This window comes from Bradyrhizobium sp. B120, assembly GCF_049075665.1.
GTDB lineage: Bacteria > Pseudomonadota > Alphaproteobacteria > Rhizobiales > Xanthobacteraceae > Bradyrhizobium.
Genome location: NZ_CP185242.1, coordinates 1,370,833 through 1,393,651, shown reverse-complemented (window position 1 = coordinate 1,393,651; position 22,819 = coordinate 1,370,833). Strand labels below are relative to the sequence as shown.

Below are 22,819 nucleotides of genomic sequence, written 5' to 3'. Positions count from 1 at the left end.
GTAGACCCGTCATCCTGAGGAGCGCGTAGCGCGTCTCGAAGGATCGACGGCCACCGGCCGGGCCGTGCATCCTTCGAGACGCGCGTTCCGCGCTCCTCAGGATGACGGGTTTAAGCGCCGCATCACCCCGCCAGGAAAAACTCGCGCAGCAGCTTTGCCGTCGCGTCCGGCGCCTCCTCGGGCAGGAAATGCCCCGACGCCACCGGCGCGCCGCTGACATTGGTTGCCCAATTCTTCCAGGTGTCGAGCGGCGTCGTTGCCGCGCTGGCAACGCCGGCATCGCCCCACAGTGCCAGCATCGGGATCGTGATCTTGTTGCCGGCGTCGACGTCGGCCTTGTCGATCTCAAAGTCGGCATAGGCGCCGGCGCGGTAGTCTTCGCACATCGCGTGGATGCGGGCGGGATCGCGGAACGGCGCAAGGTAATGCGCGAGCGCGCGGGGATCGATGGCGTCCAGCGTCTTGGTCCTGGTCTGGCTCGCCATCTTCTCCTTGAGGAAGAATTCGCCATTGCTCGTGATCAGCGTCTCCGGCAGCGGATAGGGCTGCGCCAGGAACGCCCAGTGGTAGATCTTCAGCGCCGAGAGGCGATTAAGCTTTTGCCAGTAATCACAGGTCGGCGCGATATCGAGCACCGCGAGCTTCGACAGCCGGCCGGGATGATCGAGCGCCAGCCGGTATGAGACGCGGCCGCCGCGGTCGTGACCGGCGAGTGCGAAATGCACATGGCCGAGTTGCTCCATCGCCTCGACCATGGTCTTGGCCCAGACCCGCTTGGTGTAGGGCGTATGGTCCTTGTCGCTGTCGGGCATATCGGACCAGCCGTAGCCCGGCAGGTCGGCGATGATCAGCGTGAACTTGTCGTCAAGCTTCGGCGCGACCGTGTGCCACATCACATGCGTTGAGGAGAAGCCGTGCAGCAACAGCAATGGCGGGCCCTTGCCGCCGACGCGGGCGAAAATGCGGCCCTGCGAGGTGTTGATCCATTTCGACTCATAGCCGGGAAAAAGATCAGCGAGATCAGGCATCGGTGGCTCCCCGGTCGCGTGCGCCGTGCTTCAAACTTTGTTCGGCGTTGCCGCTGGTCCAAGCGAGGTTTATGCCATTCTCAAGCCCAAGCAACAACAACACCAAACGAGGAAGTGCCATGTCGATCGATTTCGAGATTCCGGCCGAAGCCAAAGCGATCCGCGAGAAGGTCCGCAAATTCGTGCACGACGAGTGCATCCCGGCGGAAAAGGAACTCGACACCAAGCCGCTTGCCGAGGTGCTGGCGCCGCTGCGCAAGAAGGCCCGGGCGCAGGGTCTGTGGTGCCCGTTCGTGCCGAAGGAGTATGGCGGTATGGGCCTCGGCCCGCTGGCGAATGCGCTGGTGCAGATGGAGCTCGGCGAGAGCATGCTGGGCGCGCTCTCGATGAACACGCAGGGGCCGGACGACGCCTCGATGATGACGATCCTGGCGCACGGCACCGAGTACCAGAAGGAGAAATTCCTCAAGCCCCTGCTAAACGGCGAGAAGCGGATCTGCTTCTCGATGACCGAGAAGGCTGCCGGCGCCGACGCCACCGGCATGCAGACCACGGCGGTGAAGGACGGCAACGAGAACTACATCCTCAACGGCGAGAAATGGTTCTCCTCGTCGGCGAGCGTCGCCGACATGGCGCTGGTGATGGCGAAGACCGATCCGAACGCGCCACGCCACAAGCAGTATTCGACCTTCATCGTCGAGCTGCCCAACCCCGGCTACCGCATCAAGCGCAACGTCGCCAACATGGCGATCGAGGGCCCCCACGATGACGTGATCCATGGCGGCCACTCCGAGATCGAGATCAAGGATCTCAAGGTGCCCGCCGATAACCTGCTCGGCGGCGAAGGCAATGGCTTCAACATGGGCCAGCACCGCCTCGCCTACGGCCGGCTGCGCCACGGCATGCACAACGTCGCCAAGGCGCAGCGCGCGCTCGACATGGCGGCCGCCCATGTCACCAAGCGCTCGACCTTCGGCCAGTTGCTGGCCGACCGCCAGGCGGTGCAGTTCATGCTCGCCGATTGCGCGAGCGAGCTCTATATCGGCCGGCTGATGCTGCTGCACATCGCCTACAAGGCGGAGAAGGGCCTCGACATCCGCCAGGAGAACTCGATCGCCAAGATCTTCCACGCCCACATGGTGCACAAGGTGATCGACACCGCGATCCAGCTCCACGGCGCGCTCGGCTTCAGCCAGGATACGCCGCTGGCGAAATGGTACACCCAGGTGCGCTCGCAGCGGCTGGTCGACGGCCCGGATGAAGTGCACAAGTGGAAGATCGGCAAGAACGTCATCAAGGCGTTCCGCGAACACGGCACCACGGCGAGCGCGGCGGGCGGGGACTTGCTGTAGTCGACAGCCGCACCGCCCCACACCACTCCGTCATTGCCGGGCTTGACCGGCAATCCATCTCACGAAGAGACTCTCGTGAAGGCGATGGATGCGCGGGTCAGGCCCGCGCATGACATGTGAGGCGTTGGCGTGAGCTAGCCCTTTTCCTGCTCCACCGCCTGCCAGGCGATGTCGCGGCGGCAGAATCCCTCCGGCCATTTGATGCGATCGACGGCCTGATAGGCGCGGTCGCGCGCTTCGGTGACCGTCTTGCCCATCGCGCAGACGTTCAGCACGCGACCTCCGTTGGCGAGGATTGCATCGTCCTTCGCCACCGTGCCGGCGTGAAAGATCTCGACGCCCTCGACCTTGGCGGCGTCATCGAGGCCATCGATCCGCGTGCCCTTGATGTAGTCGCCGGGATAGCCCTTGGCCGCCATCACCACCGTCAGCGCCGGCTCCGGGTACCAGCGCAGGTCGAAATTCTTCAACTGCCCGTCGATTGAGGCGAGGAAGGCCGGCACGATGTCCGACATCATCCGCAGCATCAGCACCTGGCACTCGGGATCGCCGAACCGGACATTGTATTCGAACAGTTTTGGACCCTGCGCGGTCAGCATCACGCCGGCGTAGAGCACGCCCTTGAACGGCATGCCGCGGCTCTTCATCCCTGCCACCGTCGGCAGGATGATGTGCGCCATGATCTGGTCGTGCACCTCAGGCGTCACGAACGGCGTCGGCGAATAGGCGCCCATGCCGCCGGTGTTCGGCCCCTTGTCGTGATCGAACACCCGCTTGTGGTCCTGCGCCGACGCCAGCGGAATCGCGGTCTCGCCATCGCACAGCGCGAAGAAGCTGATCTCGCGGCCCGACAAAAACTCCTCGATCACGACCTCGGCGCCGGCCGAGCCGAATGCGCCCTCGAACATCATCGCAACAGCGGCTTCCGCCTCGAGCAAGGTCTGCGCCACCACGACGCCCTTGCCGGCGGCGAGCCCATCGGCCTTGACCACGATCGGCGCACCCTGGGCGCGGACATAGGCCACCGCATCCTTCGCATTGTCGAAGCGGCGATAGGCGCCGGTCGGAATGTCGAACTCGCTGCAGAGGTCCTTCGTGAAGCCTTTCGAACCCTCGAGTTGCGCGGCTTGCTTGCTCGGCCCGAACGCCTTGATGCCGACGGCGGCGAGATCATCGACGATGCCGGCGGCGAGCGGCGTCTCCGGACCGACCACCACCAGATCGACCGCGTTGCGCTGGCAGAATTCGATCACCGCGGCATGGTCGGCGACATCGAGCGCGATGCACTCGGCCTCGCGCGCGATCCCGGCATTGCCCGGCGCGCACCAAAGTTTCGTCACCAGCGGGGATGCGGCAATCTTCCACGCCAGCGCATGTTCGCGGCCGCCGGAACCGAGCAGGAGGATGTTCATCAGACAGAGGCCCAAAGGGTGCAAGAGCTGTGTCGGTCGCACGAATCCCGGCCGGCCTGCAAGAGGCGACGGGGCCGATTCCCCCGTCATTCCGGCTCACGGCTGCTTGCCGGCGATGATCTCCTGCAAGGTCGCGACATGGCGGGCGAAGGCGCCGCGGCCGGCCGCGGTCGCGGTCACGGTGGTCTGCGGCTTCTTGCCGACGAACGCCTTGTCGACCGAGACATAGCCGGCCCTGGCCAGCGTCTCGATATGGGCGCCGAGATTGCCGTCGGTGGCGCCGGTCAGCTTCTTCAGCCGGGCGAATTCGAGCCCGGTCGCAACCGGAAGCGCATTGAGCGCCGCCATGATCCGCAGCCGCAGCGGCTGATGGATGATCTCGTCGAGTTCGGCCATCGATCAGATCCGGCGCATCCAGAGACCGCCGAGCACCAGCGCGCCGCCATGCACCACCGCCATCCACAGCAGCAGTGCCGGACCACCGGCGTAGAAATAGCCGATCACGATCAGGGCACTGGTGCCGAGCGCGATCACGATGAAGGCATAGCCGAACCACAGGCCGGCGAGCGCGTAGAACAGCATCGTGAAGACCGGCCAGAACACCAGCATCTGGCGCGGGCCGAAATGGCCCAACACCACCGAGCAGAAAATGCCGAATGCGATGAACAGCAGGAACGCCATCAGCAATCGGATGGCGAAGGCGCCCGCCCCCGGACCGACACCGCTGAACGCGGCAATTCCGATCGAGCCTGCGATCCCGATGAGATCGACCACGGCCCAGATCGCGTAGCCCTGGGGCGGCCATGTGTAGTTGGCGATGTAGCCCAGGAACACCAACACGCCCCACATGATGATGATGAGGCTCGCGATCTGGTAGACTTGCGATTGGCGGACGCGCTGCACGACGTCGTTGATGTCGTTTAGCGCCGCGCTGGCCTGCTGGCTGTCGATCATGACGGCATTCCACTCTGCTCGGCGAGCTTGGCGGACACCGGTGGCGCCTCCGCCGGCGGACGATATTTGCCGATCAGGACATAGGCGATCGTCATGGTCATGGTCGACAGCACCAATGCCACCAGCCCGACCTGTCCGCGCGTCGTCAGCGGCAGCAGCCGCACCATGATCTCGGTTGCCGCCGCCGACATCAGCGACACGTAGGACCACGAGATGAAATAGTAGTGGGTGAGCCGCCAGTTCGCCGGGCGCGGGCTGCGCAGCAGCGGAACAATCGCCGCCACGATGCAGGCGAAGTTCACGATCGCGCCGACATGGAACAGGTTGAAGGCGCCGGTGAACCGATAGACCAGCATCGCGGTCCCGTCAGCGACCAGCATGGCGTAGACGTAGAAATAGCCGCGTGCCCGGTGGCCCGCGCCGCGCTTTGGACGCAGGAACTGGATCAGCCCGACACCGATGCACAGGACAGCCACGACGGCATGGACCGCGCCTGCCGCGGAATGGACGAAACTTGCCAACGTCAACTGCGGGACCATCGGTCAGCCCTCCAGCCAGGTCGCCAGCACCTTCTATGCAGAGAACTCTGTACCACAGAGTATATGGACAAACAAGCCCGCGCATTGGCGATGGCGGGCAAAAGTCCCTACGTTGCGCTGAAGCTCACAAACAGCCGAATCACCTGCAAATGACTGCTGCCGCGCCTAATCTCGTCAACGCGCCCGAATTCACCGTCTCGGAACTCTCCTCCGCCCTGAAGCGGACGGTGGAGGACCGCTTCGGCCATGTCCGCGTCCGCGGCGAGATCTCCGGCTTTCGCGGCCCGCACTCCTCCGGCCACTGCTATTTCGCCCTGAAGGACGAGAGCGCCAAGATCGAGGCGGTGATCTGGAAGTTCGCCCGCGCAAGGATGCGCTTCAAGCCGCAGGAAGGGCTCGAGGTCATCGCCACCGGCAAGCTGACCACCTATCCGAACTCCTCGAAGTACCAGATCGTCATCGACTCGCTGGAGCCGGCCGGCGTCGGCGCGCTGATGGCGCTGATGGAGGAACGCAAGAAGAAGCTCGCGGCCGAGGGCCTGTTCGACGAGGCCCGCAAGCAGATTTTGCCCTGGCTGCCCGAGGTGATCGGCGTCGTCACCTCGCCGACCGGCGCCGTGATCCGCGACATCCTGCATCGCCTCGAGGACCGCTTTCCCCGCCGCGTGCTGGTCTGGCCGGTCAAGGTGCAGGGCGACGGCTCGGCCGAGCAGGTCGCGGCCGCGATCCGCGGCTTCAACGCGCTGCCGGAGGGCGGCAGGATCCCGCGGCCCGATCTGTTGATCGTCGCGCGCGGCGGCGGCTCGCTGGAGGATTTGTGGTCGTTCAACGAGGAGATCGTGGTCCGCGCCGCGGCCGAGAGCCACATCCCGCTGATCTCGGCGGTGGGCCACGAAACCGACATCACGCTGATCGACTTCGTCGCCGACAAGCGCGCACCGACGCCGACCGCCGCCGCCGAGATGGCGGTGCCGGTGCGCAGCGAATTGTTCGTCGAGGTCCAGGGGCTCGCCCGCCGCACCATGGTGTGTTGGCAACGCAGCCAGGAGGCCCGCCGCAACGAGCTGCGCGCCGCGGCGCGTGCGCTGCCGGCGGCGAACGAACTGCTGGCGATCCCGCGGCAGCGGCTCGATCATCTCGCAGCCGGGCTGCCCCGCGGGCTGAAGGCCAATACGCATGCGCATTTCCGCCGCTTTGCCGCGTCGAGCTCGCGCCTCACCATCGGCGTGCTGCGCGGCCAGGTCGCGCATGCGCGGCAGCGGCTGACGGTCTCGGGCGAGCGCATCACGCTGTCGGCGCGCGCGCTGCTGCATCGGCGGCGCGAACGCTTCAGCGGGCTCGAGATCCGGCTCAAGGCCTCGAAGCTCGCCAATGCCAAGGCCCAGCGGAACGCGATCGCGCGCGATCTCGAGCGCACCCACCGCCTCGCCGAGCGTGCCCGCCGCGCGCTACTGACGACGCTGCAGCGGCTCGAGGCGCGGGTCGCCCATCGCAGCCAGCTGCTGTCGGCGCTGTCCTATCGCGGCGTGCTGGCGCGCGGCTTTGCGCTGGTGCGCGACGCGCAGGGACACGCACTGCATTCAGCCGCGGCGGTCGGCCCGAACGCCAATTTGTCGATCGAGTTCGCCGACGGCCGCGTCGCCGCCACCACGGATGCCGATCAGCCCGCGGCGACGGTGACGCCTGAGAGCCAGCCGAAGCCACGCGAAGCAAAACCGGCGGCGCCGAAGCGCGTCACCAAGCCGGTCGATCAGGGCAGTTTGTTTTAGCGCGACAGCCACTCCGCGACTTGCTTCTGCGCGTCCTTGCGTGCGCTCGCATCGGTGCCGATGTGACCGGGCTCCGTGATGTCGACATCGGACGAGGCCGCGACCGCATGCAGCGGCAGGTTGGCGCGGTCGAAATCGTGGTAGGCCTCGGGATAGACCACGATCCGCGCCAGCGCGCTGCGGCCGCGCGCGCCGTCGACCATCTGGTGGCAGGCCGACGATGACGTCACATCGTCGCGCGCGCCGATCAGGACCAGCGTCGGCACCCGCGCGCTCCAGCCAAGGCCTGACGAGGTGCGGCAATCCGGATAGAACGCGACCGCCGAGCGGAAGTCCGGCTCGACGTTGCGCGACCAGGTCTGCGGCCGCACCGCCCACAGCAAGGCGGCCGCGCCGTTGCCCCAGCCGATCAGGCTGATGCGGCTCTTCGCCACCCATTTCTGCTGCACCAGCCATTGCCGCGCGGCGTTGATATCGGCGACCCGCGCACGGCGGGTCTGGACCTGATGCTCCTTGATCCGGCACTGCGGCCCGAGCTCGCGCGAGCCGTAGCTGTCCGGCAGCAGCACCGCATGGCCTGACGTGAGCAGTTGCTCGGCCCAGTCGCGATAGCGCGGCAGCACCGCCTCGGAACGGCCGGCAAGACCGCCGCAGCCATGCAGCGCGATGACCGTCGGGAACGGACCATCGCCATCGGGCCGGTAGAGCTGCGCGTGCAGCGTCACATTGCCTTCGGGAATCTCGACCTGATGCGGGGCTGGAAGCGGCGCCGCCGCCGCGGCCGGCACGGCAAGCATCGCGAGGCACATGAAAACTGACTTGAGGCGCATCCGATCCGGCCGGCTCGTTATGGCGCTGTAAACACAGCGGACCACGCCTGCAACGCTACCATGCACGTCTGCCGCCAAATCATCACAAGTCGGTGGTTTAACGGGCGGACATGCCCCCCTATCTGTGATAGACGGCTTCATGAACATTTAAGGGCCTCATCGGGGGCAAGGCGGAGAGCTCAAACGTGCTGAACAAGTTCGGTCCCTCGGGCCATGGCGAAGCGCAGGTGCAATATCTCGACGGCGATTTCCGCGTGATCTCGCCTGGCACCTTTGTGCGTTGTGCCATCACCGACGTCCGGATCCCGCTCGACGAGCTGAAGTACTGGAGCGTCGACCTGCAGGAGGCCTACGCCACCCCGACCGCCGTGCTGCAGCGCCATCATCCCGGCGTGCTCAAACCGCAGGCTTAGGCTCAAGACCGGGCTGATGCGCCCAGCCTCCTGCTCCGCGCCTTGAACAGCTGATCGCTCACCAGGCGCCGCAACGCGGCAGCATCTTCGAATTGCAGCGTCACCGCAAACGGCACGATCGGCTGTGCCCAGGCCGGCATCCCGGCCGGACCACGCAACCGCGCCAGATCCTTTTCCGTCGTCACCAGCGTCAAGGCGTCACCTCTCGCATCGGCAACGAGCTGCGCGATCTCGTCCTTGGTGAAGGCATGATGATCGGCGAAGGCCGTGTTGCGCACGACGTCGACGCCGCTTGCGCGCAGCGTGTTGAAGAAGCGCGCGGGATCGCCGATGCCGGCGAAGGCGAGTACGCGCTGACCGCGCAACGCACTCAATGAGGCCTCATCGGGCCTCAGATGCGCCGACAATACCGGCTTGCCACGGGCCGCGAGATCGGCCGCAATCTTCTTCGCGCCACTCCCCTCACCGACCACGATCAGCGCATCGGTGCGTTCCAGCTGCGGTGACAACGGCGCGCGCAACGGTCCTGCCGGAATGACGCGGCCATTGCCGACGCCGCGCGTGGCGTCGATCACGATCAGACAGGTGTCCTTGAGCACGCTCGGATTCTGGAAGCCGTCATCCATCAGGATCACGCTTGCGTTCTGTGCGCGCGCCAGCGCCAGACCCGCGGCACGGTCGCGCGAGACCACGACCGGCAATGTCGCCGCCATCATCAGCGGCTCGTCGCCGATATCGGCCGCCGTGTGGTGGTCTCGATCGACCTTGACCGGCCCGGCAAGCCTGCCGCCATAGCCGCGGCTGAGCACCACCGGCCGCTCATCGAGCTCGCGCAGCAGTTTTGCCAGCGCCAGCACCGTCGGGGTCTTGCCGGCGCCGCCGACATGGTAATTGCCGACGAAGATCACGGGAATGCCGGCATCGATGCCGGGTTGCTGCATCCGCCGTGCGGCCACCGCGCCATAGAGCGCGGCAAGCGGTCGGAGCAATTGCGATGTCCAAGACGATGGCCGGTGCCAGAAGGCCGGCTCACGCATTGGCGGCTCCCATCTCGAGCTGCAGCTGCAACAGATAGGGCTCGAGAGCGGTCACCGTGCGCTCCAACGCACCACCGAGCTGCTCGACGACGCGCTCGGAGGCCGCAAGCGATGCGTCGCGCGCCGCGGGATCGGCGAGGAACTGGCCGAGCTGCTTGACCAGCGCCTCCAGATCGTCAGTGCGCCGCGCGCCGCCGGCACGATCGAGCGTGTCATAGACTTCGGTGAAATTGAAGACGTGCGGGCCGTGCACGATCGCGGCGCCAAGCTTGATCGCCTCGATCGGGTTCTGGCCGCCATGCGCCACCAGCGAGCCACCCATGAACACGATCGGCGCGAGGCGATAGAACAGGCCGAGCTCGCCCATCGTGTCGGCGACATAGATATCGGTGGTCGCGACCGGCAAATCCTCATGCGAGCGCAGCCCGGGGCGCAGGCCTGCTTCCGTCACGAGCCGCGCCACGGCCTCGCCGCGCGCGGCATGCCGCGGCACGATCACCGTGAGCAGCCCGGGGAAGAATCCGGCGAGCGATTTGTGCGCCTCGATCAGGATCTCTTCCTCGCCGGGATGGGTGGACGCGGCCACCACGATCGCGCGGCCGCGCGTCACCGACATCAGCCGCTCCAGCTTGGCGGGATCGGCCGGCGGCGCCGCGACGTCGAGCTTGAGGTTGCCGGTGACCATGACGTTGGGGCTGCCGAGCGCGGCAAAGCGTTCGGCATCGGTCTTCGACTGCGCGAGGCAGATGTCGAACCGTCCGAGCAGCGCGCCGATGGTGTTGGAGACCCGGCGCCAGCGCGGGAACGAGCGCTGCGACATCCGCCCGTTGATCAAGACCATCGGCAGCCGCCGCGCGGCGCTCGACAGGATCAGGTTCGGCCACAGGTCGGACTCGATGAACAGCGCCAGCGACGGACGCCAGTGATCGAGGAAGCGCGCGACATAGCGCGGCGAGTCATACGGCACGTATTGATGGATAACGTCGGGCGGAAAGCGCTTGGCCACGATCGCTGCCGAGGTCACTGTGCCTGAGGTGAGCAGGATGCGCAGATTGAGCGCGCGCAGCCGCTCGATCAGCCCCACCGCCGCCAGCACCTCGCCGACGCTCGCGCCGTGGATCCACACCAGCGGTCCCTGCGGCCTGGTATCGGCGCTGACGCCGCGCCGCTCGCCGACGCGTTCGGGATCTTCCTTGCCGAGCTTGAGCCGCCGCTTGATCAGCGCAGGCGCGAGCGGCACCATCGCGGACGACAGCTTGCGGTAGACACGCAACGTCATCGGTAGCGAGCTAGCCAAGCGTTGCCTCCGGCCGCCCGACGGCTGCATAGGCGCGCCGGGTCGCTTCGTTGAGCAGATTCTCCACGTGCTGCCGAAGCTTCTCCATCGTCGCGGCATCGGCATCCGGCGGCACATAGACCGGCTCAATACCTACCACTGCGCCGCGCCCGAATGGCAAATTGATGGTCGTGGAATCCCAGTTTTTCAACCGGATGAATCGGCTGGTGACCATCGCAAAGGGGATGATCGGCCGCCCGGTTTCCCGCGCCAGCATGATGGCCCCGAGGCCCGCCACCCGCGCCCGCTTCGGCACGTCGGCCGTGGTGGCCATGTTGCAGCCGTCTTCCAGTGTCCGGACCATCTCCAGGAAGGCGCCGACGCCGCCCTTGCGATGGAACGCGCCGGAATGATCGCCGGAACCTCTGATCGTGCCGATGCCGAGCCGCTCGACCGCCAGGGCGTTGAACTCGCCGTCGCGGTGGCGCGAGATCAGGACCTTGGCGCGGTAGCTGTCCTTGGTCTTGATGAACGGCGTCATGAAGTGCTGGCCGTGCCAGAACACGAAGATCGCCGGCATCAAGGGCTCGACGATCCCGTATACGTCATGCGGCTGATAGATGAAGCGGTTGGTGTACCACACCAGCCGCAGGTACTCGGCCGCAAGCACACCCAGCACGCGCTGCACGAAGCCGCTGCGCAGCAGATCGCGAAGAAGTCGTTTCAATGGGAGTGCTTTGTGTCCTGCTCAGGATCGAGCAACCGGTGGAGATGGACGACGAAATAGCGCATCTGGGCGTTGTCCACGGTCGCTTGCGCCTTCGCCTTCCAGGCCGCATAGGCGGTCGCATAGTTTGGGTAGACGCCGACGATCTCGACTTCGTCCAGGTTCTTGAAGGTGTTGTGCTCGAGATCGGTCAACTCGCCGCCGATCACGAGGTGAAGCAGCTGTGGCTGGGCATTGTCTGACATGATGGTTTTCCTAACGAGATGCCCGGCAAAGCAAATGAAGTTGTGGTCGTCACAGGTCTGGTCGTCACAGGTTTGTCGTAACAAGCCTGGTCGTCACAATCGGAAACGCGGTGCGGATCGGCGGGGCCTCACGGCAATGGACGATTACGAAAATGCTCGACAATGCGGGCATGACGTTCGCGTCCTGCTGCCACCAGCACCCCATGCGTCACCTCCCGGCGATTGTACTCAATCGCATCCCCCGAGAGCGCGGTCATCCTACCACCCGCTTCCTGCACGATCAAATTCGCGGCGGCAAGATCCCAGTCGCGGCTTTGCCCGCCCGCAAAGGCGGCGTCAAGTCGACCTTGTGCTACGCGGCACAACCGCAGCGCCAGCGATCCGATCCGCGGAAACAGCGTTATCTCGTCCGACGTCGAGCTGAGGCGCTGCACCAGCGGTTTCGGTCCGGCCATGCGGGGAAAATCGAAATCGGTGCCCGCGGTTGCGTGCACGCCGCTGTCGTTCAGGGTCGCGCCCTGGCCGCGGGCGGCGAAGAAGAATTCCTCGGTCACCGGCGCATACACCGCCGCGAGCACTGGCGCTGCATTTTCAACCAGCGCCACACTGACGCACCAGTCCTCGCGCCCGGCGAGATAGGCGCGGGTGCCGTCGATCGGATCGACGATCCAGGTGAAGCGCCTGTCGAGCCGGGTCGCATTGTCGGCGCTTTCCTCCGACAGCCAGCCGTAACCCGGCGTCGCCGACCGCAGCTGCTGCTCCAGGAGGTCGTTGACCGCGATGTCGGCCTCGGAGACCGGCGATGACGCGCCCTTGATCCAGTTCTTCAATTCGGTGCGGAACAGCGACAATGCGAGCCGGCCCGCCTCCTGCACCGATCTGGTCAGCAAGGCGGCGTCGCGCGCCTTGGTCCAGTCGTCCGTATCAGCGTCCGCCAAGCGTCAGCCCCTCGATGCGCAGCGTCGGTGAATTGACGCCGTAGCGGAATTCCAGATCGTTGGCGGCAACCAGCGACTTGAACATCGGCAGCAGGTGACCGGCGATGGTCACTTCGCTGACCGGATAGGTGATCTCGCCGTTCTCGATCCAGAAGCCGGACGCACCGCGGCTGTAATCGCCGGTCACACCGTTGACGCCGGAGCCGATCAGGTCGGTGACATAGAAGCCCTGCTTGATGTCGGAGATCAGCTCCTTCGGCGTCACCGCACCCGGCTCGAGATGCAGATTATAGGTTCCGGGCGACGGCGAGGACGACACGCCGCGATGCGCATGGCCGGTCGTGACCAGGCCGAGCTCGCGCGCGGTCGCGGAGTCCAGCACCCAGGTGGTCAGCACGCCTTCGTCGATCAACGCGATCTTCTTCACCTTGACGCCCTCGGCGTCGAAGGTCTGCGAGCGCAGGCCGCGCACGCGCAAGGGATCGTCGATGATGCGGATGTCCCGGGAGAACAACTGCTCGCCGAGCTTGTCCTTCAGGAAGCTGGTCTTGCGCGCGATCGAGGCGCCGTTGATCGCGCCGACGACATGGCCGACGATCGAGCCCGCAACCCGCGGATCGAACACCACGGGCACCTTGCAGGTCTCGACCTTGCGCGGATTTCCCCGCGCCACCGCGCGTTCGCCGGCCTTGCGGCCAACGGCCGTGGGTGAATCGAGATCGGACGCATGCGGCGCGCTGGTGAAATCATAGTCGCGCTCCATGCCGGTGCCCTCACCGGAAATCGCCGTCGTCGAAATGCCGTGGCTGGAGCGCAGATAAGAACCGTGGAAGCCGGTCGAGGTCACCAGCACCATGCCGCCGATCCCGGTCGAGGCCGACGCACCGCCGGACTTGGAGACACCCTTGACCGCGAGCGCCGCGGCCTCCGCCTCGATCGCGCGCTGCTCGAGCTCGGCCGTGGTCGGCACGGTGCGGTCGAGCAGATCGAGATCGGGGAAATCATGCGCATGGAGCGCGGGATCGGCCAGGCCGACATATTTGTCGTCGGGCGCGACGCGCGCCATCGCGACCGCGCGCTCGGCGAGCTTTGCAATCCCGTCGCCACTGACGTCGTTGGTCGACACCACCGCCTGGCGCTGGCCGACGAACACCCGAAGTCCGACATCATCGCCCTCGGAGCGCTCGGTTTCCTCGACGCGGCCGTCGCGGACTTCGACGCCTTGCGAGACGCCGCGCACCGCGATGGCATCGGCAGCATCGGCGCCGGCGCGCTTTGCGGCTTCGACCAGACGCTGCGCAAGGTCGCTCAGGCCGGACTGGTCGAACAGATCGGAGGTATCGCCGTGTCGCGATGCAGATGGTGAAGAGTTCACGAACGAATTCCTGCGGATTGAGGGGGGCCCGGAATGGCGTCGACAGACCTAACCAGATGTGCCGGTTTCACAGGGAATTCAAGCACTTTGCTCCGGCGGGCAACAAAGATTTGAGTGATCGGCGCAAGGCTTCGTCAATCATGCGGGCCAACCTCTTGTCAATCATGGCGCCAGGTGAGGATGGGTTAACCAGGCTTTTTAAGCCGAAACGGCCATCGCTCGGCTAGGCTCTCACACATCGACCGGGAACATAATCCCGGCGGGGAGACTAAGGCTTTGAGGCGTCAAACACCAACAAGCGGAATCAATTCCGCCGGGTCGAGCCGCGCACTGCGGCTCGACCCTCTTTGCCTTCCGCTCAGCTTCCACGCGCAGGATGCGCGCGCGGATGGCGGCATGCGGCAGGTCGAGCTTCACCGCGAACATGTCGTGCTGCGCCGTGCCGTTCTCGGCATGCGGATGGCGGTCAATGTTCGCGTCAGCGATTTCCTCGGCGTCGCGCTGCGTGGCATCGACGACGCGCAGATGCTGGTGCTGGTTCACCGCGATCCCGCGCTCACCATTCCGCTCGGCACCAGTTCGGATGCCGAAGAGATCGCCTCCGCCTGGCAGATGTGGAGCGACATCTTCCATCTCCCGCAACTGACCGAGCCGGCGCCGCGCCAGCCTGCCCCGCGCCGCCGCCGCCGCAACGCAATCCGCGCGCGCCGCCCGAAATTCCTGGTCCGCCGCCGCGCCGGCGTCAGCCTCAACGGCACCAGCGTCCATCGCGACGAGCGCGAGATCATCGCGCGGGATTAGTTTTATCGTTTCTTCGTACACAGCTCGCCTCACAACCGCTGTCGTCCCTGCGAAAGCAGGGACCCATACGCCGCGGCCGACGTTGTGACGACGCGACTTGTCGTTCCAGCCTCGCTCAACAATGAATGTTGGTGGTTATGGGTCCCTGCTTTCGCAGGGACGACACCGAATGTGTCGTTCCGCCGGTGAGTCAGACGTCCGCGTGAGGACGCAGCTTCGCAGTCTCGCGGCCTAAGCCGCCCGCATCACCGCGTCGACGACCAGGCTTGCGAACAGGATGAAGCCGGCGTCGCGGTTGGATTTGAAGATGCGGAGGCAAAGCGCGGGGTCGCTGGTGTCGAGCCGGCGGACCTGCCAGGCGAGATGCAGCGCGAACGCCGCTAGCCCGATCCAGGCCGGCCAGCGCGCGCCCGCGAGCGCGAATGCCACGCCGATCAGCAGCACGGCGAGACCATAGAAAATCACCAGCGCGCGATGGGTGCGTGCGCCGAACAGGCGCGCGGTGGATTTGACGCCGATCAGCGCATCATCCTCGGCGTCCTGATGCGCGTAGATGGTGTCGTAGGCGATCACCCAGGCAATCGAGCCGGCGTAAAGCGCGATCGCGGCCGCATCGATGCGCTCGAGCGTCACCGCAAAGCCCATCAGGGCGCCGTAGGAAAAGGCGAGGCCGAGTACGACCTGCGGCCACCAGGTGATCCGCTTCATGAACGGATAGATCGCAACGATCACCAGCGACGCGATGCCGGTCATGATCGCAAAGCGGTTGAACTGCAGCAGCACCGCAAGCCCGATCAGCGCCTGCAGGACCATGAAGACCACCGCCTGCGTCACCGTGACCTGCCCGGCCGGGATCGGCCGCGACCGTGTGCGCTCGACCTTGGCGTCGAGATCGCGATCGGTGATGTCGTTCCAGGTGCAGCCCGCGCCGCGCATCACGAAGGCGCCGATGAAGAACAGCAGGACGACGAGCGGGAGCGAGTGAACATCGTGCGCGACGCCGACGGCGAGCGCCGCCGACCACCAGCACGGCATCAACAACAGCCAGGAGCCGATCGGCCGGTCGTAGCGTGCAAGCCGCAGATAGGGCCGCGACCAGACCGGCGCATGGGTGTCCACCCAGTTGCCTGTAGAGTCGGCAACGCGGGCGGAGACATCGCTCATGAATGCGCAATCATTGGCTGGTCAATCATCGGGCGCCCGATCATCGGGTCAGAACGTTGCCGTTCAGCGTGTCGAAGGTGCTGCCGCCCTTCTTGGTCGGCGTCGCTTCCGGCAGCGAGGCGGATGAGCCGAGCACGTCGCTCAGCGACGGACCCGCGGGGCCGCGCGGCTGCGCCGCCGCCTGCTCCGCGACGTTGCAGACCTTCTTCAGCAACGCCTCGGTATTCTTGTGACCGTCCTTGAGCTGATTGGAGATCTGCGGCGGGATTCCGCACTTCGATGCATTGGTGTCGACGTATTTGATCATCTTGACTTCGGCCTGGCTATAATTGCCGATCAGCTTGCAGGCCTCCTGGGGGCTGGCGTGCCGGTCGCTCGCCGCCTTGATCGCCTTGCCGCGCCGCTCGGTCTCCTCGCGCAGCGGGACGAAATCCTTCATGCAGGCGTCACCGCCGGCGCCGCCACCGGCGCCGGGCGGGGGCGGCGGAGACGACAGACCGCCGCCGGCGATGGGAGCTGCGCCACTGCTCGGAAATGGCGACGGCGCGCCGCCGACCCTGGCCGCGGGCGCGCCGTTGACCGGCGGAAACGCAGGATCCGGAGCGGTGCTCGCCCGGCTTGGGCGCGCGCCGTTCACCGGCGGGAACGCGGAATCCGACGCGGTGCCAGCCTGGCCTTGATTGGGCAACGGCGCCGGAAAGGCGCTCTGGGCCGCGGCGTGCCCCGCAGACAGGGCGGTCGCGGCAACGGTCAGCACGATCAGTCGGCGGATCATCGAGGGTGTTTCTCCGGCAAAAGGTCCAGGCAACCCCAGCGCAACAAAACGAAGCAACGAAATTTGGGGGCGTTTTACGATTCCTGTGACCCCTTAACAACCCGTGGATTTGGGCGACAGCGCGGCGTAGGGCCACACCGGCCACATTAAATTGTTCCCCGATTTGAAGCCTTTAGGCTGCGAACGGCGGTAAAACCGGCCATCACATGTGCCTGAACGGGGATTTTCGGTCACGCCTCGGTTTGAATCCGCGGCTCCACGCGCTGTCCGAGCGGCAAAAGGGGCCGCGTGCAAGCGACCCCTCGGACTTCAAAAATGACTTGGTGACAGAAGCAATATATCGACACCACTGTAGTAGTTGGCCGCAGCGTTCCTGACGAGTCCGCGGGACTACGGTGTCGTCCGGCTTGGTTAACTTGCCTCGCCGCATGGAAGCCGTTTCAGCCGGCACACACGATGTCGGTCATGGAATCTGATGATTGATCAGGTGATCAAAGTCGCCGACCGGTCCGGCGGGCAGGCTTGGCGCCTGTTCTGCTTGCGCGCACGCCTTCCTGAGCAACGCTTCGGTATTGTTGTGACCAGCCTTCAGCTGGTTCGCAATCTGCGGCGAGATTGCGCACCGGGTCGCGTTGGCTTCGACATAATCGATCATCTTGATCTCGGCCCGACCGTAGTTGCGGATCAAGCCGCAGGATTCGGCAGCAGGCGCATGGCGGTCCGCAGCCGCCCTGATCAGCCTGCCCTTCATCTCCGCGTCTTCGCGCAGCGGAGCGAAATCCCTGGTGCAGGACTCGGCGGATGGCACCGGGGAGCCCGGCGTAATCGGCGTGGTGCCGTTGCCCGGAAACGGCGCGGGACCACCCTGAGCCGACGCTTTTTCGGCCGACACGGACGCAGCAGCCAGCGCAAGCAGCAGCAATGAGCGGTAGACCATCATGACGACCTCTCCAGCGTGAGCGATACTTCGCAACTACCTGGCAGCGCCTTTTGGGCTAAAACGCGGCCCGGAACCGGAATAGGATATGCCTGAACTCGATTTTCGCAGCCCCCGCCTGTTTGTCGACGCCCCGCTCGGTGCCGGCGCGACCGTTTCGCTCGAACGCGACCAGAGCAACTACCTCGGCAACGTGCTGCGGCTTGCCGCCGGCGACGCCGTGCTGGTGTTCAACGGCCGCGACGGCGAATGGCGCGCGGAGATTTCCGGCCGCAAGCGCGCCGACACGCTGACGATCACGGCGCAGACCCGGGCGCAGGACCGCCTGCCCGACGTGACTTATGTGTTCGCGCCGCTGAAGCATGCGCGGCTCGACTACATGGTGCAGAAGGCGGTCGAGATGGGCGCGGCACGGCTGGTGCCGGTGCTGACCCGCTTCACCCAGGTGTCGCGGGTCAACAGCGAGCGGATGCGCGCCAATGTGGTCGAAGCCGCCGAGCAATGCGGCATCATCTCGCTTGCCGAGGTCGCCGATCCCCTCCCGCTCGAGCGCTTCCTGGCGGGGCGCGATCCGGCGCGGCTTCTGGTGTTCTGCGACGAGGCGGCCGAAGTGGCGAACCCGGTGCATGCGTTGCAGGCGGCGACCGCCGCAAACGGCGGGATCGACGTGCTGATCGGCCCCGAGGGCGGCTTTGCCGAGGAGGAGCGTGCGCTGCTGCTGCGCCAGCCCGACATCCTCCGCCTCGCACTCGGCCCGCGTATCCTGCGCGCCGACACCGCCGCCGTCGCGGCGCTGGCGCTGGTCCAGGCGGCGCTGGGGGACTGGGGGACCAGGTGAGCGCGTAGCCCGGTTGTGGGAAACATCTTCCCCTAGCCAAGCAGTCGCAAAATCGTTAACGAACCCAATCATTAAGCCACTTGGCTGATCCCTGTCGAAACCCTGATACGGCCATGCTAAGGGCTCCGCCAACACCACCCATGGAACCCGCTCTGAAACGCGATTTCGGAGCGAATTGGACGTCGAGATGAGCGAAGCTGCCGCACCACGAACCGCCGCCGGATCCGCCTTATGGGCGGATGCGCTGCTGGCCTCGTTCGCGCAGGCCGGTTATCTGAGGTCCGAGCCCGCGATCCTGCAGCCGGCCGAGCCGTTCCTCGACCTGTCCGGCGAGGACATCCGCAAAAGCCTGTATCTGACGACCGACCCGAGCGGCGAGGAGCTCTGCCTGCGCCCGGATCTCACGATCCCGGTGGCGCGCGACTACCTCGCCTCGCCCCGCGCCGGCCAGCCGGCCGGCTTCAGCTATCTCGGCCCGGTGTTCCGCTATCGCGACGGCCAGCCGAGCCAGTTCCTGCAGGCCGGCATCGAATCGTTCGGGCGGCAGGACCGCGCCGCGGCCGACGCCGAGATGCTGGCGCTGGCGCTGGAGGCAACCACGGCGTTCGGGTTGAAGGATGTCGAGATCCGCACCGGCGACGTGGCGCTGTTCAACGCGCTGATCGATGCGCTCGAGCTTTATCCGGTGTGGCGGCGCCGGCTGATCAAGGATTTCAACCGCAAGGTTTCCCTGACCGACGACATCGAGCAGCTGACCTTGGCGACTGCGCCCGGCCGCAACGAATATGAGGGCGTGCTCGCGGCGCTGGCCGGCTCCGACCGCAAGGCAGCGCTGGCGCTGGTCACCGACCTGATGTCGATCGCCGGCACCACCAATGTCGGCGGCCGCACGGTCGCCGAGATCGCCGACCGCTTCCTCGAGCAATCGACGCTGAAGGGCGGCGCGCTGCCGCGCGATGCGCTCGCCACCATCAAGCGCTTCCTCGCGATATCGGGCGATCCCGACGACGCGATCGCGCAGCTGCGCGCGCTGGCCGCCGACGCCAGGCTCGATCTTGCCGCGGCGATCGACCAGTTCGAGAGCCGGGTCGGCTTCATGGCCGCGCGCGGCATCGACATCAGGAAGACGCGGTTCGCGACCGCGTTCGGCCGCGGCCTCGACTATTACACCGGCTTCGAGTTCGAGCTGCACGCCAAGGGCAACGGCGCCGAGCCGCTGGTCGCGGGCGGCCGCTATGACGGGCTGATGACGCAGCTCGGCTCGGCCAGTCCGATCCCCGCGGTCGGCTTCTCGGTCTGGATCGAGGCGATGACCCGCCATGGCAAGGCCACCTCCTCCGGAGGCGCCCAATGAGCACGCCGTTCGTCGTCGCCGTTCCCTCCAAGGGACGCTTGCAGGAAAACGCGGAAAGCTTCTTCGCCCGCGCCGGGCTGACCTTGTCGAAGGCCGGCGGCGCGCGCGACTATCGCGGCACCATCGCAGGCGTCGACAATGTCGAGATCGCCTATCTGTCGGCGAGCGAGATCGCGGCCAACCTGGCGCGCGGCTCGGTGCATCTCGGCGTCACCGGCGAGGATCTGGTGCGCGAGAGCATTCCGGATGCCGACAAGCGCGTGCTGATGATCGAGGGCCTCGGCTTCGGCTATGCCAATGTCGTGGTCGCGGTGCCGCAGGCCTGGATCGACGTCCGCACCATGGCCGATCTCGACGACGTCGCAAGCGGCTTCCGCGAGCAGCACAATCACCGCATGCGGGTTGCGACCAAATACATCAACCTGACGCGCGGCTTCTTTGCAAAGCACGGTGTCGGCGACTACCGCATCGTGGAGAGCGCCGGCGCCACCGAGGGCGCGCCCGCGGCCGGCACTGCCGAGCTGATCGTCGACATCACGACCACGGGGGCGACGCTCGCCGCCAACGGACTCAAGGTGCTCGACGACGGCGTGATGCTGCGCAGCCAGGCCAACCTCGTCGCCTCACGTGATGCCGACTGGTCGACCGGCGCCCGCGAGACCGCGCGCGTCATCCTCGACCACATCGCCGCGCGCGCCCGCGCCAGCAAATACCGCGAGGTGCGTACCCGGTTCGCCGGCTGCAACGACGCGCTGCTGTCCGAGGCGCATACCCGCTTCGGCGTGGTCGCCCCGTTCGGCGGGCCGACCTCGTCGGGCATGCTGACGCTGCACTGCCCACCGGGCAAGCTCTACGCGCTCGGTAGCTTCCTGCGCGAGCACGGCGCCGAAACCGTGTCGGTGGTGTCGCTGGACTACGTGTTCGACCGCGAGAACCCGCTGTTCGCCAAGCTCGAGGCGTTCCTGCGACAATGAGTCGGTGTCGCCGTTCATGTTGGCGACAGCCGGCCGTCGGTACCATATTGTGTTCATGATCTCTCGTTGTGACGCGTTTTCTTTCACGCGAACCGGAACCCGATTTCGGTGGAAAACGCTCTAGTTCTGGAACCTGACCGATGATGCTGGGCTCTGACGTTTCCAGCCTGACCACAACCGCCAAGACCGCCGCCGCGCAGGGGCTGTCCATCGTCGTGCCCGTCTACAACGAGGCCGACGGGCTTGTGGCACTGCACCAACGGCTGATCGACCTCGCCCGCTCATTGCGCGCCCGTTACGGGCTCAATTGCGAAGTGGTCTATGTCGACGACGGCAGCGCGGACAACACGCTGGCGATCGCGCGCGGCCTGCCCGCCGACGGGCTCGACCTGCAGGTGGTGTCGCTGTCACGCAATTTCGGCAAGGAGGCTGCGCTGATGGCCGGCCTCGACCATGCCCGCCGCGGCGCGGTGCTGTTCATGGATGGCGACGGCCAGCATCCGCCGACGCTGGTCGAGCAGCTGGTCGCGCACTGGATCGATGACGGCTACGACGTGGTCTACACGGCGAAGGCGCATCGCGACAATGAATCGGCGTTGCGGCGGCTTTCCGTGCGCGGCTTCTACGCGTTGATCAACTGGGGCGCGCGGCAGAAGATTCCCGAGGATGCCGGCGACTTCCGCCTGCTGTCGCCGCGCGCGGCGCTGGCGCTGCGGCAATTGCCGGAGCGCAACCGCTTCTTCAAAGGCCTCGCGAGCTGGATCGGCTTCAGGCAGATCCGCGTCGACTACGAGCCGGCGCCGCGCGCGCATGGCGTCACCACCTTCAATGCCGGCCGGCTGATCGGCCTGTCGATCGAGGGCCTGACCTCGTTCTCGGTGGCGCCGCTGCGCTTCGCCAGCCTACTCGGCGCGCTGCTCGCCGGCGCGGCGTTCCTGTTCGGCCTCTCGATCCTGTGGGAAGTGCTGACCACCGGCAAGCAGGTCCCCGGTTATCCGTCGCTGATGATCGGCGTGATGACGATCGGCGGCGTGCAGCTGATCATGATAGGCATCGTCGGCGAATATATCGGCAAGATCCTCTCCGAATTGAAGGCACGGCCGATCTACTTCGTCGCCGAGCATACCGAGAAGCACGCCGACGGCGGCGCGGCGCAAAGCGCCACCGAGCGGACCGCCGCCGAATGAGCGAGACTTCGCCGCGCCGGATCTGGCTGTGTGCTGACGATTATGGCTTGAGCGATGGCGTCAACCGCGCGATCCGCGACCTGATCGAGCGTGGCCGCCTCAATGCGACGTCGGTGATGATGGTGACGCCGGCAATCGGCCGCGAGGCGGCGGCCGCGCTCACGGCCTCCGTGGCGAAAAGCCCGCGCTGCGCGATCGGACTGCATGTGACGCTGACCGCGCCGTTCCGGCCGCTGACCATGCATTTCCGCCCGGTCGACGGCGACATGTTCCTGCCGTTCCCGAGGCTGTTGCGTGCCGGGCTGATGCATCGGCTCGATGCCGAACTGGTCCATGCCGAGGTGCTGGCGCAGCTCGACGCCTTCCACGATCTGTTTGGTCGCGCGCCCGATTTCGTCGACGGCCATCAGCACGCGCAGCTGTTTCCGCAGGTGCGCGACGGCTTCCTGCGCGCCGTGAAAGAGCGCGCGCCGGGCGCCTGGGTGCGGCAGTGCGGACGCGAAGGACCGCTGGCGCGCCAGCTGGCGGCGCCGAAGGCTTTGGTGCTGAACGTGCTCAGCACGCAATTCCGGATCAAGGCCCAGCGATCGGGCCTGCACTTCAACCCGGCCTTCGCCGGCGCCTACGATTTTACGCGCGGCAGCGAATTCGCAGGCCTGATGCAGGGCTTTCTCGACGGCCTGCCGGAAGACGGGCTCGTGATGTGCCATCCAGGTTTCGTCGATGAAACCCTGAAAAACCTCGACCCGCTGACGACGCAACGCGAGACCGAACATGCCTATCTCGCAGGCGAGGATTTCCCCGCGCTGCTGGCCCTGAATAAAGTTACACTCGGCTGATAAGGTTCACGAAAAACCGCCGGTCGGATTGTCGCATACAGAAATTTAATTCTGG

At 66.1% G+C, this 22,819-nt stretch carries 24 protein-coding genes; 9 read left to right on the top strand and 15 right to left on the bottom strand.

Features of this window, described 5'->3' with window-relative positions:
* Window positions 1-122: 122 nt before the first annotated feature.
* Entirely contained in the window at window positions 123-1,028 is a 906-nt protein-coding gene (locus ACOIX3_RS06650; RefSeq protein WP_420968982.1) for an alpha/beta fold hydrolase, read from the bottom strand.
* Between the two features lie 119 nt (window positions 1,029-1,147).
* On the opposite strand from ACOIX3_RS06650, the gene ACOIX3_RS06645 reads away from it, so the two are divergent.
* Window positions 1,148-2,380 (top strand): acyl-CoA dehydrogenase family protein, encoded by a 1,233-nt coding sequence (locus tag ACOIX3_RS06645; RefSeq protein ID WP_097671618.1) that lies wholly within the window; start codon window positions 1,148-1,150, stop codon window positions 2,378-2,380.
* Between the two features lie 134 nt (window positions 2,381-2,514).
* On the opposite strand, the gene purD is transcribed toward ACOIX3_RS06645, so the two are convergent.
* The 4 genes from purD to ACOIX3_RS06625 all read right to left on the bottom strand — a co-directional run bounded on the left by purD (window position 2,515) and on the right by ACOIX3_RS06625 (window position 5,285).
* Complete coding sequence (gene purD / locus ACOIX3_RS06640; RefSeq protein ID WP_420968981.1) at window positions 2,515-3,792, bottom strand: phosphoribosylamine--glycine ligase; 1,278 nt, start codon at window positions 3,790-3,792, stop codon at window positions 2,515-2,517.
* A gap of 96 nt (window positions 3,793-3,888) precedes the next feature.
* Complete coding sequence (locus ACOIX3_RS06635) at window positions 3,889-4,188, bottom strand: winged helix-turn-helix domain-containing protein (RefSeq protein ID WP_420968980.1); 300 nt, start codon at window positions 4,186-4,188, stop codon at window positions 3,889-3,891.
* A 3-nt stretch (window positions 4,189-4,191) separates the two neighbouring features.
* Window positions 4,192-4,746 carry a hypothetical protein gene (locus tag ACOIX3_RS06630; protein ID WP_420968979.1) on the bottom strand — a complete coding sequence of 185 codons (555 nt, stop codon included), beginning with the start codon at window positions 4,744-4,746 and terminating at the stop codon, window positions 4,192-4,194.
* Window positions 4,743-5,285 carry a DUF2306 domain-containing protein gene (locus ACOIX3_RS06625; RefSeq protein WP_420968978.1) on the bottom strand — a complete coding sequence of 181 codons (543 nt, stop codon included), beginning with the start codon at window positions 5,283-5,285 and terminating at the stop codon, window positions 4,743-4,745. The genes ACOIX3_RS06630 and ACOIX3_RS06625 overlap by 4 nt, the downstream gene beginning before the upstream one ends.
* A 149-nt stretch (window positions 5,286-5,434) precedes the next feature.
* Between ACOIX3_RS06625 and xseA the strand changes: the two genes are divergently transcribed.
* On the top strand, window positions 5,435-7,054 hold the full coding sequence (xseA, locus tag ACOIX3_RS06620; protein WP_420968977.1) for an exodeoxyribonuclease VII large subunit: 1,620 nt from the start codon (window positions 5,435-5,437) through the stop codon (window positions 7,052-7,054).
* On the opposite strand, the gene ACOIX3_RS06615 is transcribed toward xseA, so the two are convergent.
* Complete coding sequence (locus ACOIX3_RS06615; RefSeq protein WP_420968976.1) at window positions 7,051-7,884, bottom strand: dienelactone hydrolase family protein; 834 nt, start codon at window positions 7,882-7,884, stop codon at window positions 7,051-7,053. The two genes, xseA and ACOIX3_RS06615, sit on opposite strands and share 4 nt — an antisense overlap.
* A 185-nt stretch (window positions 7,885-8,069) precedes the next feature.
* Here ACOIX3_RS06615 and ACOIX3_RS06610 point away from each other — a divergent pair, with 185 nt between their 5' ends.
* The gene (locus ACOIX3_RS06610) at window positions 8,070-8,297 is read left to right on the top strand and encodes a DUF2093 domain-containing protein (RefSeq protein WP_016848019.1); all 228 of its coding nucleotides are present in this window, start codon (window positions 8,070-8,072) and stop codon (window positions 8,295-8,297) included.
* A 2-nt stretch (window positions 8,298-8,299) separates the two neighbouring features.
* Here the strand turns inward: ACOIX3_RS06610 and lpxK are convergent, their stop codons facing one another.
* The 6 genes from lpxK to ACOIX3_RS06580 all read right to left on the bottom strand — a co-directional run bounded on the left by lpxK (window position 8,300) and on the right by ACOIX3_RS06580 (window position 13,895).
* Window positions 8,300-9,334, bottom strand: a complete 1,035-nt coding sequence (gene lpxK / locus ACOIX3_RS06605) for a tetraacyldisaccharide 4'-kinase (RefSeq protein ID WP_420968975.1) — start codon at window positions 9,332-9,334, stop codon at window positions 8,300-8,302.
* Window positions 9,327-10,661 carry a 3-deoxy-D-manno-octulosonic acid transferase gene (locus ACOIX3_RS06600; protein WP_420968974.1) on the bottom strand — a complete coding sequence of 445 codons (1,335 nt, stop codon included), beginning with the start codon at window positions 10,659-10,661 and terminating at the stop codon, window positions 9,327-9,329. The genes lpxK and ACOIX3_RS06600 overlap by 8 nt, the downstream gene beginning before the upstream one ends.
* Window positions 10,624-11,337, bottom strand: a complete 714-nt coding sequence (locus ACOIX3_RS06595) for a lysophospholipid acyltransferase family protein (protein WP_207832759.1) — start codon at window positions 11,335-11,337, stop codon at window positions 10,624-10,626. Before ACOIX3_RS06595 ends, ACOIX3_RS06600 begins: the two co-directional genes overlap by 38 nt.
* Entirely contained in the window at window positions 11,334-11,582 is a 249-nt protein-coding gene (locus tag ACOIX3_RS06590) for a DUF4170 domain-containing protein (protein ID WP_050628541.1), read from the bottom strand. The genes ACOIX3_RS06595 and ACOIX3_RS06590 overlap by 4 nt, the downstream gene beginning before the upstream one ends.
* 128 nt (window positions 11,583-11,710) lie before the next feature.
* The gene (locus ACOIX3_RS06585; protein WP_420968973.1) at window positions 11,711-12,520 is read right to left on the bottom strand and encodes a 3'(2'),5'-bisphosphate nucleotidase CysQ; all 810 of its coding nucleotides are present in this window, start codon (window positions 12,518-12,520) and stop codon (window positions 11,711-11,713) included.
* Window positions 12,507-13,895 carry a TldD/PmbA family protein gene (locus tag ACOIX3_RS06580; protein ID WP_420968972.1) on the bottom strand — a complete coding sequence of 463 codons (1,389 nt, stop codon included), beginning with the start codon at window positions 13,893-13,895 and terminating at the stop codon, window positions 12,507-12,509. Before ACOIX3_RS06580 ends, ACOIX3_RS06585 begins: the two co-directional genes overlap by 14 nt.
* Window positions 13,896-14,171: 276 nt before the next feature.
* Here ACOIX3_RS06580 and ACOIX3_RS06575 point away from each other — a divergent pair, with 276 nt between their 5' ends.
* Window positions 14,172-14,696 carry a DUF6101 family protein gene (locus ACOIX3_RS06575; protein WP_420968971.1) on the top strand — a complete coding sequence of 175 codons (525 nt, stop codon included), beginning with the start codon at window positions 14,172-14,174 and terminating at the stop codon, window positions 14,694-14,696.
* Between the two features lie 231 nt (window positions 14,697-14,927).
* On the opposite strand, the gene ubiA is transcribed toward ACOIX3_RS06575, so the two are convergent.
* The 3 genes from ubiA to ACOIX3_RS06560 all read right to left on the bottom strand — a co-directional run bounded on the left by ubiA (window position 14,928) and on the right by ACOIX3_RS06560 (window position 17,575).
* Window positions 14,928-15,860: a 4-hydroxybenzoate octaprenyltransferase gene (gene ubiA / locus ACOIX3_RS06570; RefSeq protein ID WP_420968970.1), complete on the bottom strand. Its 933-nt coding sequence runs from the start codon at window positions 15,858-15,860 to the stop codon at window positions 14,928-14,930.
* Window positions 15,861-15,900: 40 nt separating this feature from the next.
* The gene (locus ACOIX3_RS06565; protein ID WP_420968969.1) at window positions 15,901-16,635 is read right to left on the bottom strand and encodes a hypothetical protein; all 735 of its coding nucleotides are present in this window, start codon (window positions 16,633-16,635) and stop codon (window positions 15,901-15,903) included.
* Window positions 16,636-17,098: 463 nt separating this feature from the next.
* Window positions 17,099-17,575 carry a hypothetical protein gene (locus tag ACOIX3_RS06560; protein ID WP_420968968.1) on the bottom strand — a complete coding sequence of 159 codons (477 nt, stop codon included), beginning with the start codon at window positions 17,573-17,575 and terminating at the stop codon, window positions 17,099-17,101.
* An 85-nt stretch (window positions 17,576-17,660) separates the two neighbouring features.
* Here ACOIX3_RS06560 and ACOIX3_RS06555 point away from each other — a divergent pair, with 85 nt between their 5' ends.
* The 5 genes from ACOIX3_RS06555 to ACOIX3_RS06535 all read left to right on the top strand — a co-directional run bounded on the left by ACOIX3_RS06555 (window position 17,661) and on the right by ACOIX3_RS06535 (window position 22,764).
* A complete protein-coding gene (locus ACOIX3_RS06555) occupies window positions 17,661-18,410 on the top strand; it encodes a 16S rRNA (uracil(1498)-N(3))-methyltransferase (RefSeq protein ID WP_420968967.1) in 750 nt (249 codons plus the stop codon).
* A 187-nt stretch (window positions 18,411-18,597) separates the two neighbouring features.
* A complete protein-coding gene (locus tag ACOIX3_RS06550) occupies window positions 18,598-19,764 on the top strand; it encodes an ATP phosphoribosyltransferase regulatory subunit (protein WP_420968966.1) in 1,167 nt (388 codons plus the stop codon).
* Window positions 19,761-20,738 carry an ATP phosphoribosyltransferase gene (gene hisG, locus ACOIX3_RS06545; protein WP_375776943.1) on the top strand — a complete coding sequence of 326 codons (978 nt, stop codon included), beginning with the start codon at window positions 19,761-19,763 and terminating at the stop codon, window positions 20,736-20,738. The genes ACOIX3_RS06550 and hisG overlap by 4 nt, the downstream gene beginning before the upstream one ends.
* Window positions 20,739-20,878: 140 nt before the next feature.
* Complete coding sequence (locus ACOIX3_RS06540) at window positions 20,879-21,925, top strand: glycosyltransferase family 2 protein (protein ID WP_420968965.1); 1,047 nt, start codon at window positions 20,879-20,881, stop codon at window positions 21,923-21,925.
* Entirely contained in the window at window positions 21,922-22,764 is an 843-nt protein-coding gene (locus ACOIX3_RS06535; protein WP_420968964.1) for a ChbG/HpnK family deacetylase, read from the top strand. The genes ACOIX3_RS06540 and ACOIX3_RS06535 overlap by 4 nt, the downstream gene beginning before the upstream one ends.
* The last annotated feature ends 55 nt before the right edge of the window (window positions 22,765-22,819 follow it).

Excerpts from the sequence above, each read along its gene's own strand:
- hisG (WP_375776943.1), top strand. The coding sequence starts at position 19,761 with ATGAGCACGCCGTTCGTCGTCGCCGTTCCCTCCAAGGGACGCTTGCAG.
- ACOIX3_RS06550 (WP_420968966.1), top strand. The coding sequence starts at position 18,598 with ATGAGCGAAGCTGCCGCACCACGAACCGCCGCCGGATCCGCCTTATGG.
- ACOIX3_RS06565 (WP_420968969.1), bottom strand. The coding sequence starts at position 16,635 with ATGATCCGCCGACTGATCGTGCTGACCGTTGCCGCGACCGCCCTGTCT.
- ACOIX3_RS06635 (WP_420968980.1), bottom strand. The coding sequence starts at position 4,188 with ATGGCCGAACTCGACGAGATCATCCATCAGCCGCTGCGGCTGCGGATC.
- ubiA (WP_420968970.1), bottom strand. The coding sequence starts at position 15,860 with ATGAGCGATGTCTCCGCCCGCGTTGCCGACTCTACAGGCAACTGGGTG.
- ACOIX3_RS06615 (WP_420968976.1), bottom strand. The coding sequence starts at position 7,884 with ATGCGCCTCAAGTCAGTTTTCATGTGCCTCGCGATGCTTGCCGTGCCG.
- ACOIX3_RS06600 (WP_420968974.1), bottom strand. The coding sequence starts at position 10,661 with ATGCAGCCGTCGGGCGGCCGGAGGCAACGCTTGGCTAGCTCGCTACCG.
- ACOIX3_RS06590 (WP_050628541.1), bottom strand. The coding sequence starts at position 11,582 with ATGTCAGACAATGCCCAGCCACAGCTGCTTCACCTCGTGATCGGCGGC.
- lpxK (WP_420968975.1), bottom strand. The coding sequence starts at position 9,334 with ATGCGTGAGCCGGCCTTCTGGCACCGGCCATCGTCTTGGACATCGCAA.
- ACOIX3_RS06625 (WP_420968978.1), bottom strand. The coding sequence starts at position 5,285 with ATGGTCCCGCAGTTGACGTTGGCAAGTTTCGTCCATTCCGCGGCAGGC.
- ACOIX3_RS06540 (WP_420968965.1), top strand. The coding sequence starts at position 20,879 with ATGATGCTGGGCTCTGACGTTTCCAGCCTGACCACAACCGCCAAGACC.
- ACOIX3_RS06645 (WP_097671618.1), top strand. The coding sequence starts at position 1,148 with ATGTCGATCGATTTCGAGATTCCGGCCGAAGCCAAAGCGATCCGCGAG.
- ACOIX3_RS06535 (WP_420968964.1), top strand. The coding sequence starts at position 21,922 with ATGAGCGAGACTTCGCCGCGCCGGATCTGGCTGTGTGCTGACGATTAT.
- ACOIX3_RS06630 (WP_420968979.1), bottom strand. The coding sequence starts at position 4,746 with ATGATCGACAGCCAGCAGGCCAGCGCGGCGCTAAACGACATCAACGAC.
- ACOIX3_RS06555 (WP_420968967.1), top strand. The coding sequence starts at position 17,661 with ATGCCTGAACTCGATTTTCGCAGCCCCCGCCTGTTTGTCGACGCCCCG.
- purD (WP_420968981.1), bottom strand. The coding sequence starts at position 3,792 with ATGAACATCCTCCTGCTCGGTTCCGGCGGCCGCGAACATGCGCTGGCG.
- ACOIX3_RS06560 (WP_420968968.1), bottom strand. The coding sequence starts at position 17,575 with ATGATGGTCTACCGCTCATTGCTGCTGCTTGCGCTGGCTGCTGCGTCC.
- ACOIX3_RS06650 (WP_420968982.1), bottom strand. The coding sequence starts at position 1,028 with ATGCCTGATCTCGCTGATCTTTTTCCCGGCTATGAGTCGAAATGGATC.
- xseA (WP_420968977.1), top strand. The coding sequence starts at position 5,435 with ATGACTGCTGCCGCGCCTAATCTCGTCAACGCGCCCGAATTCACCGTC.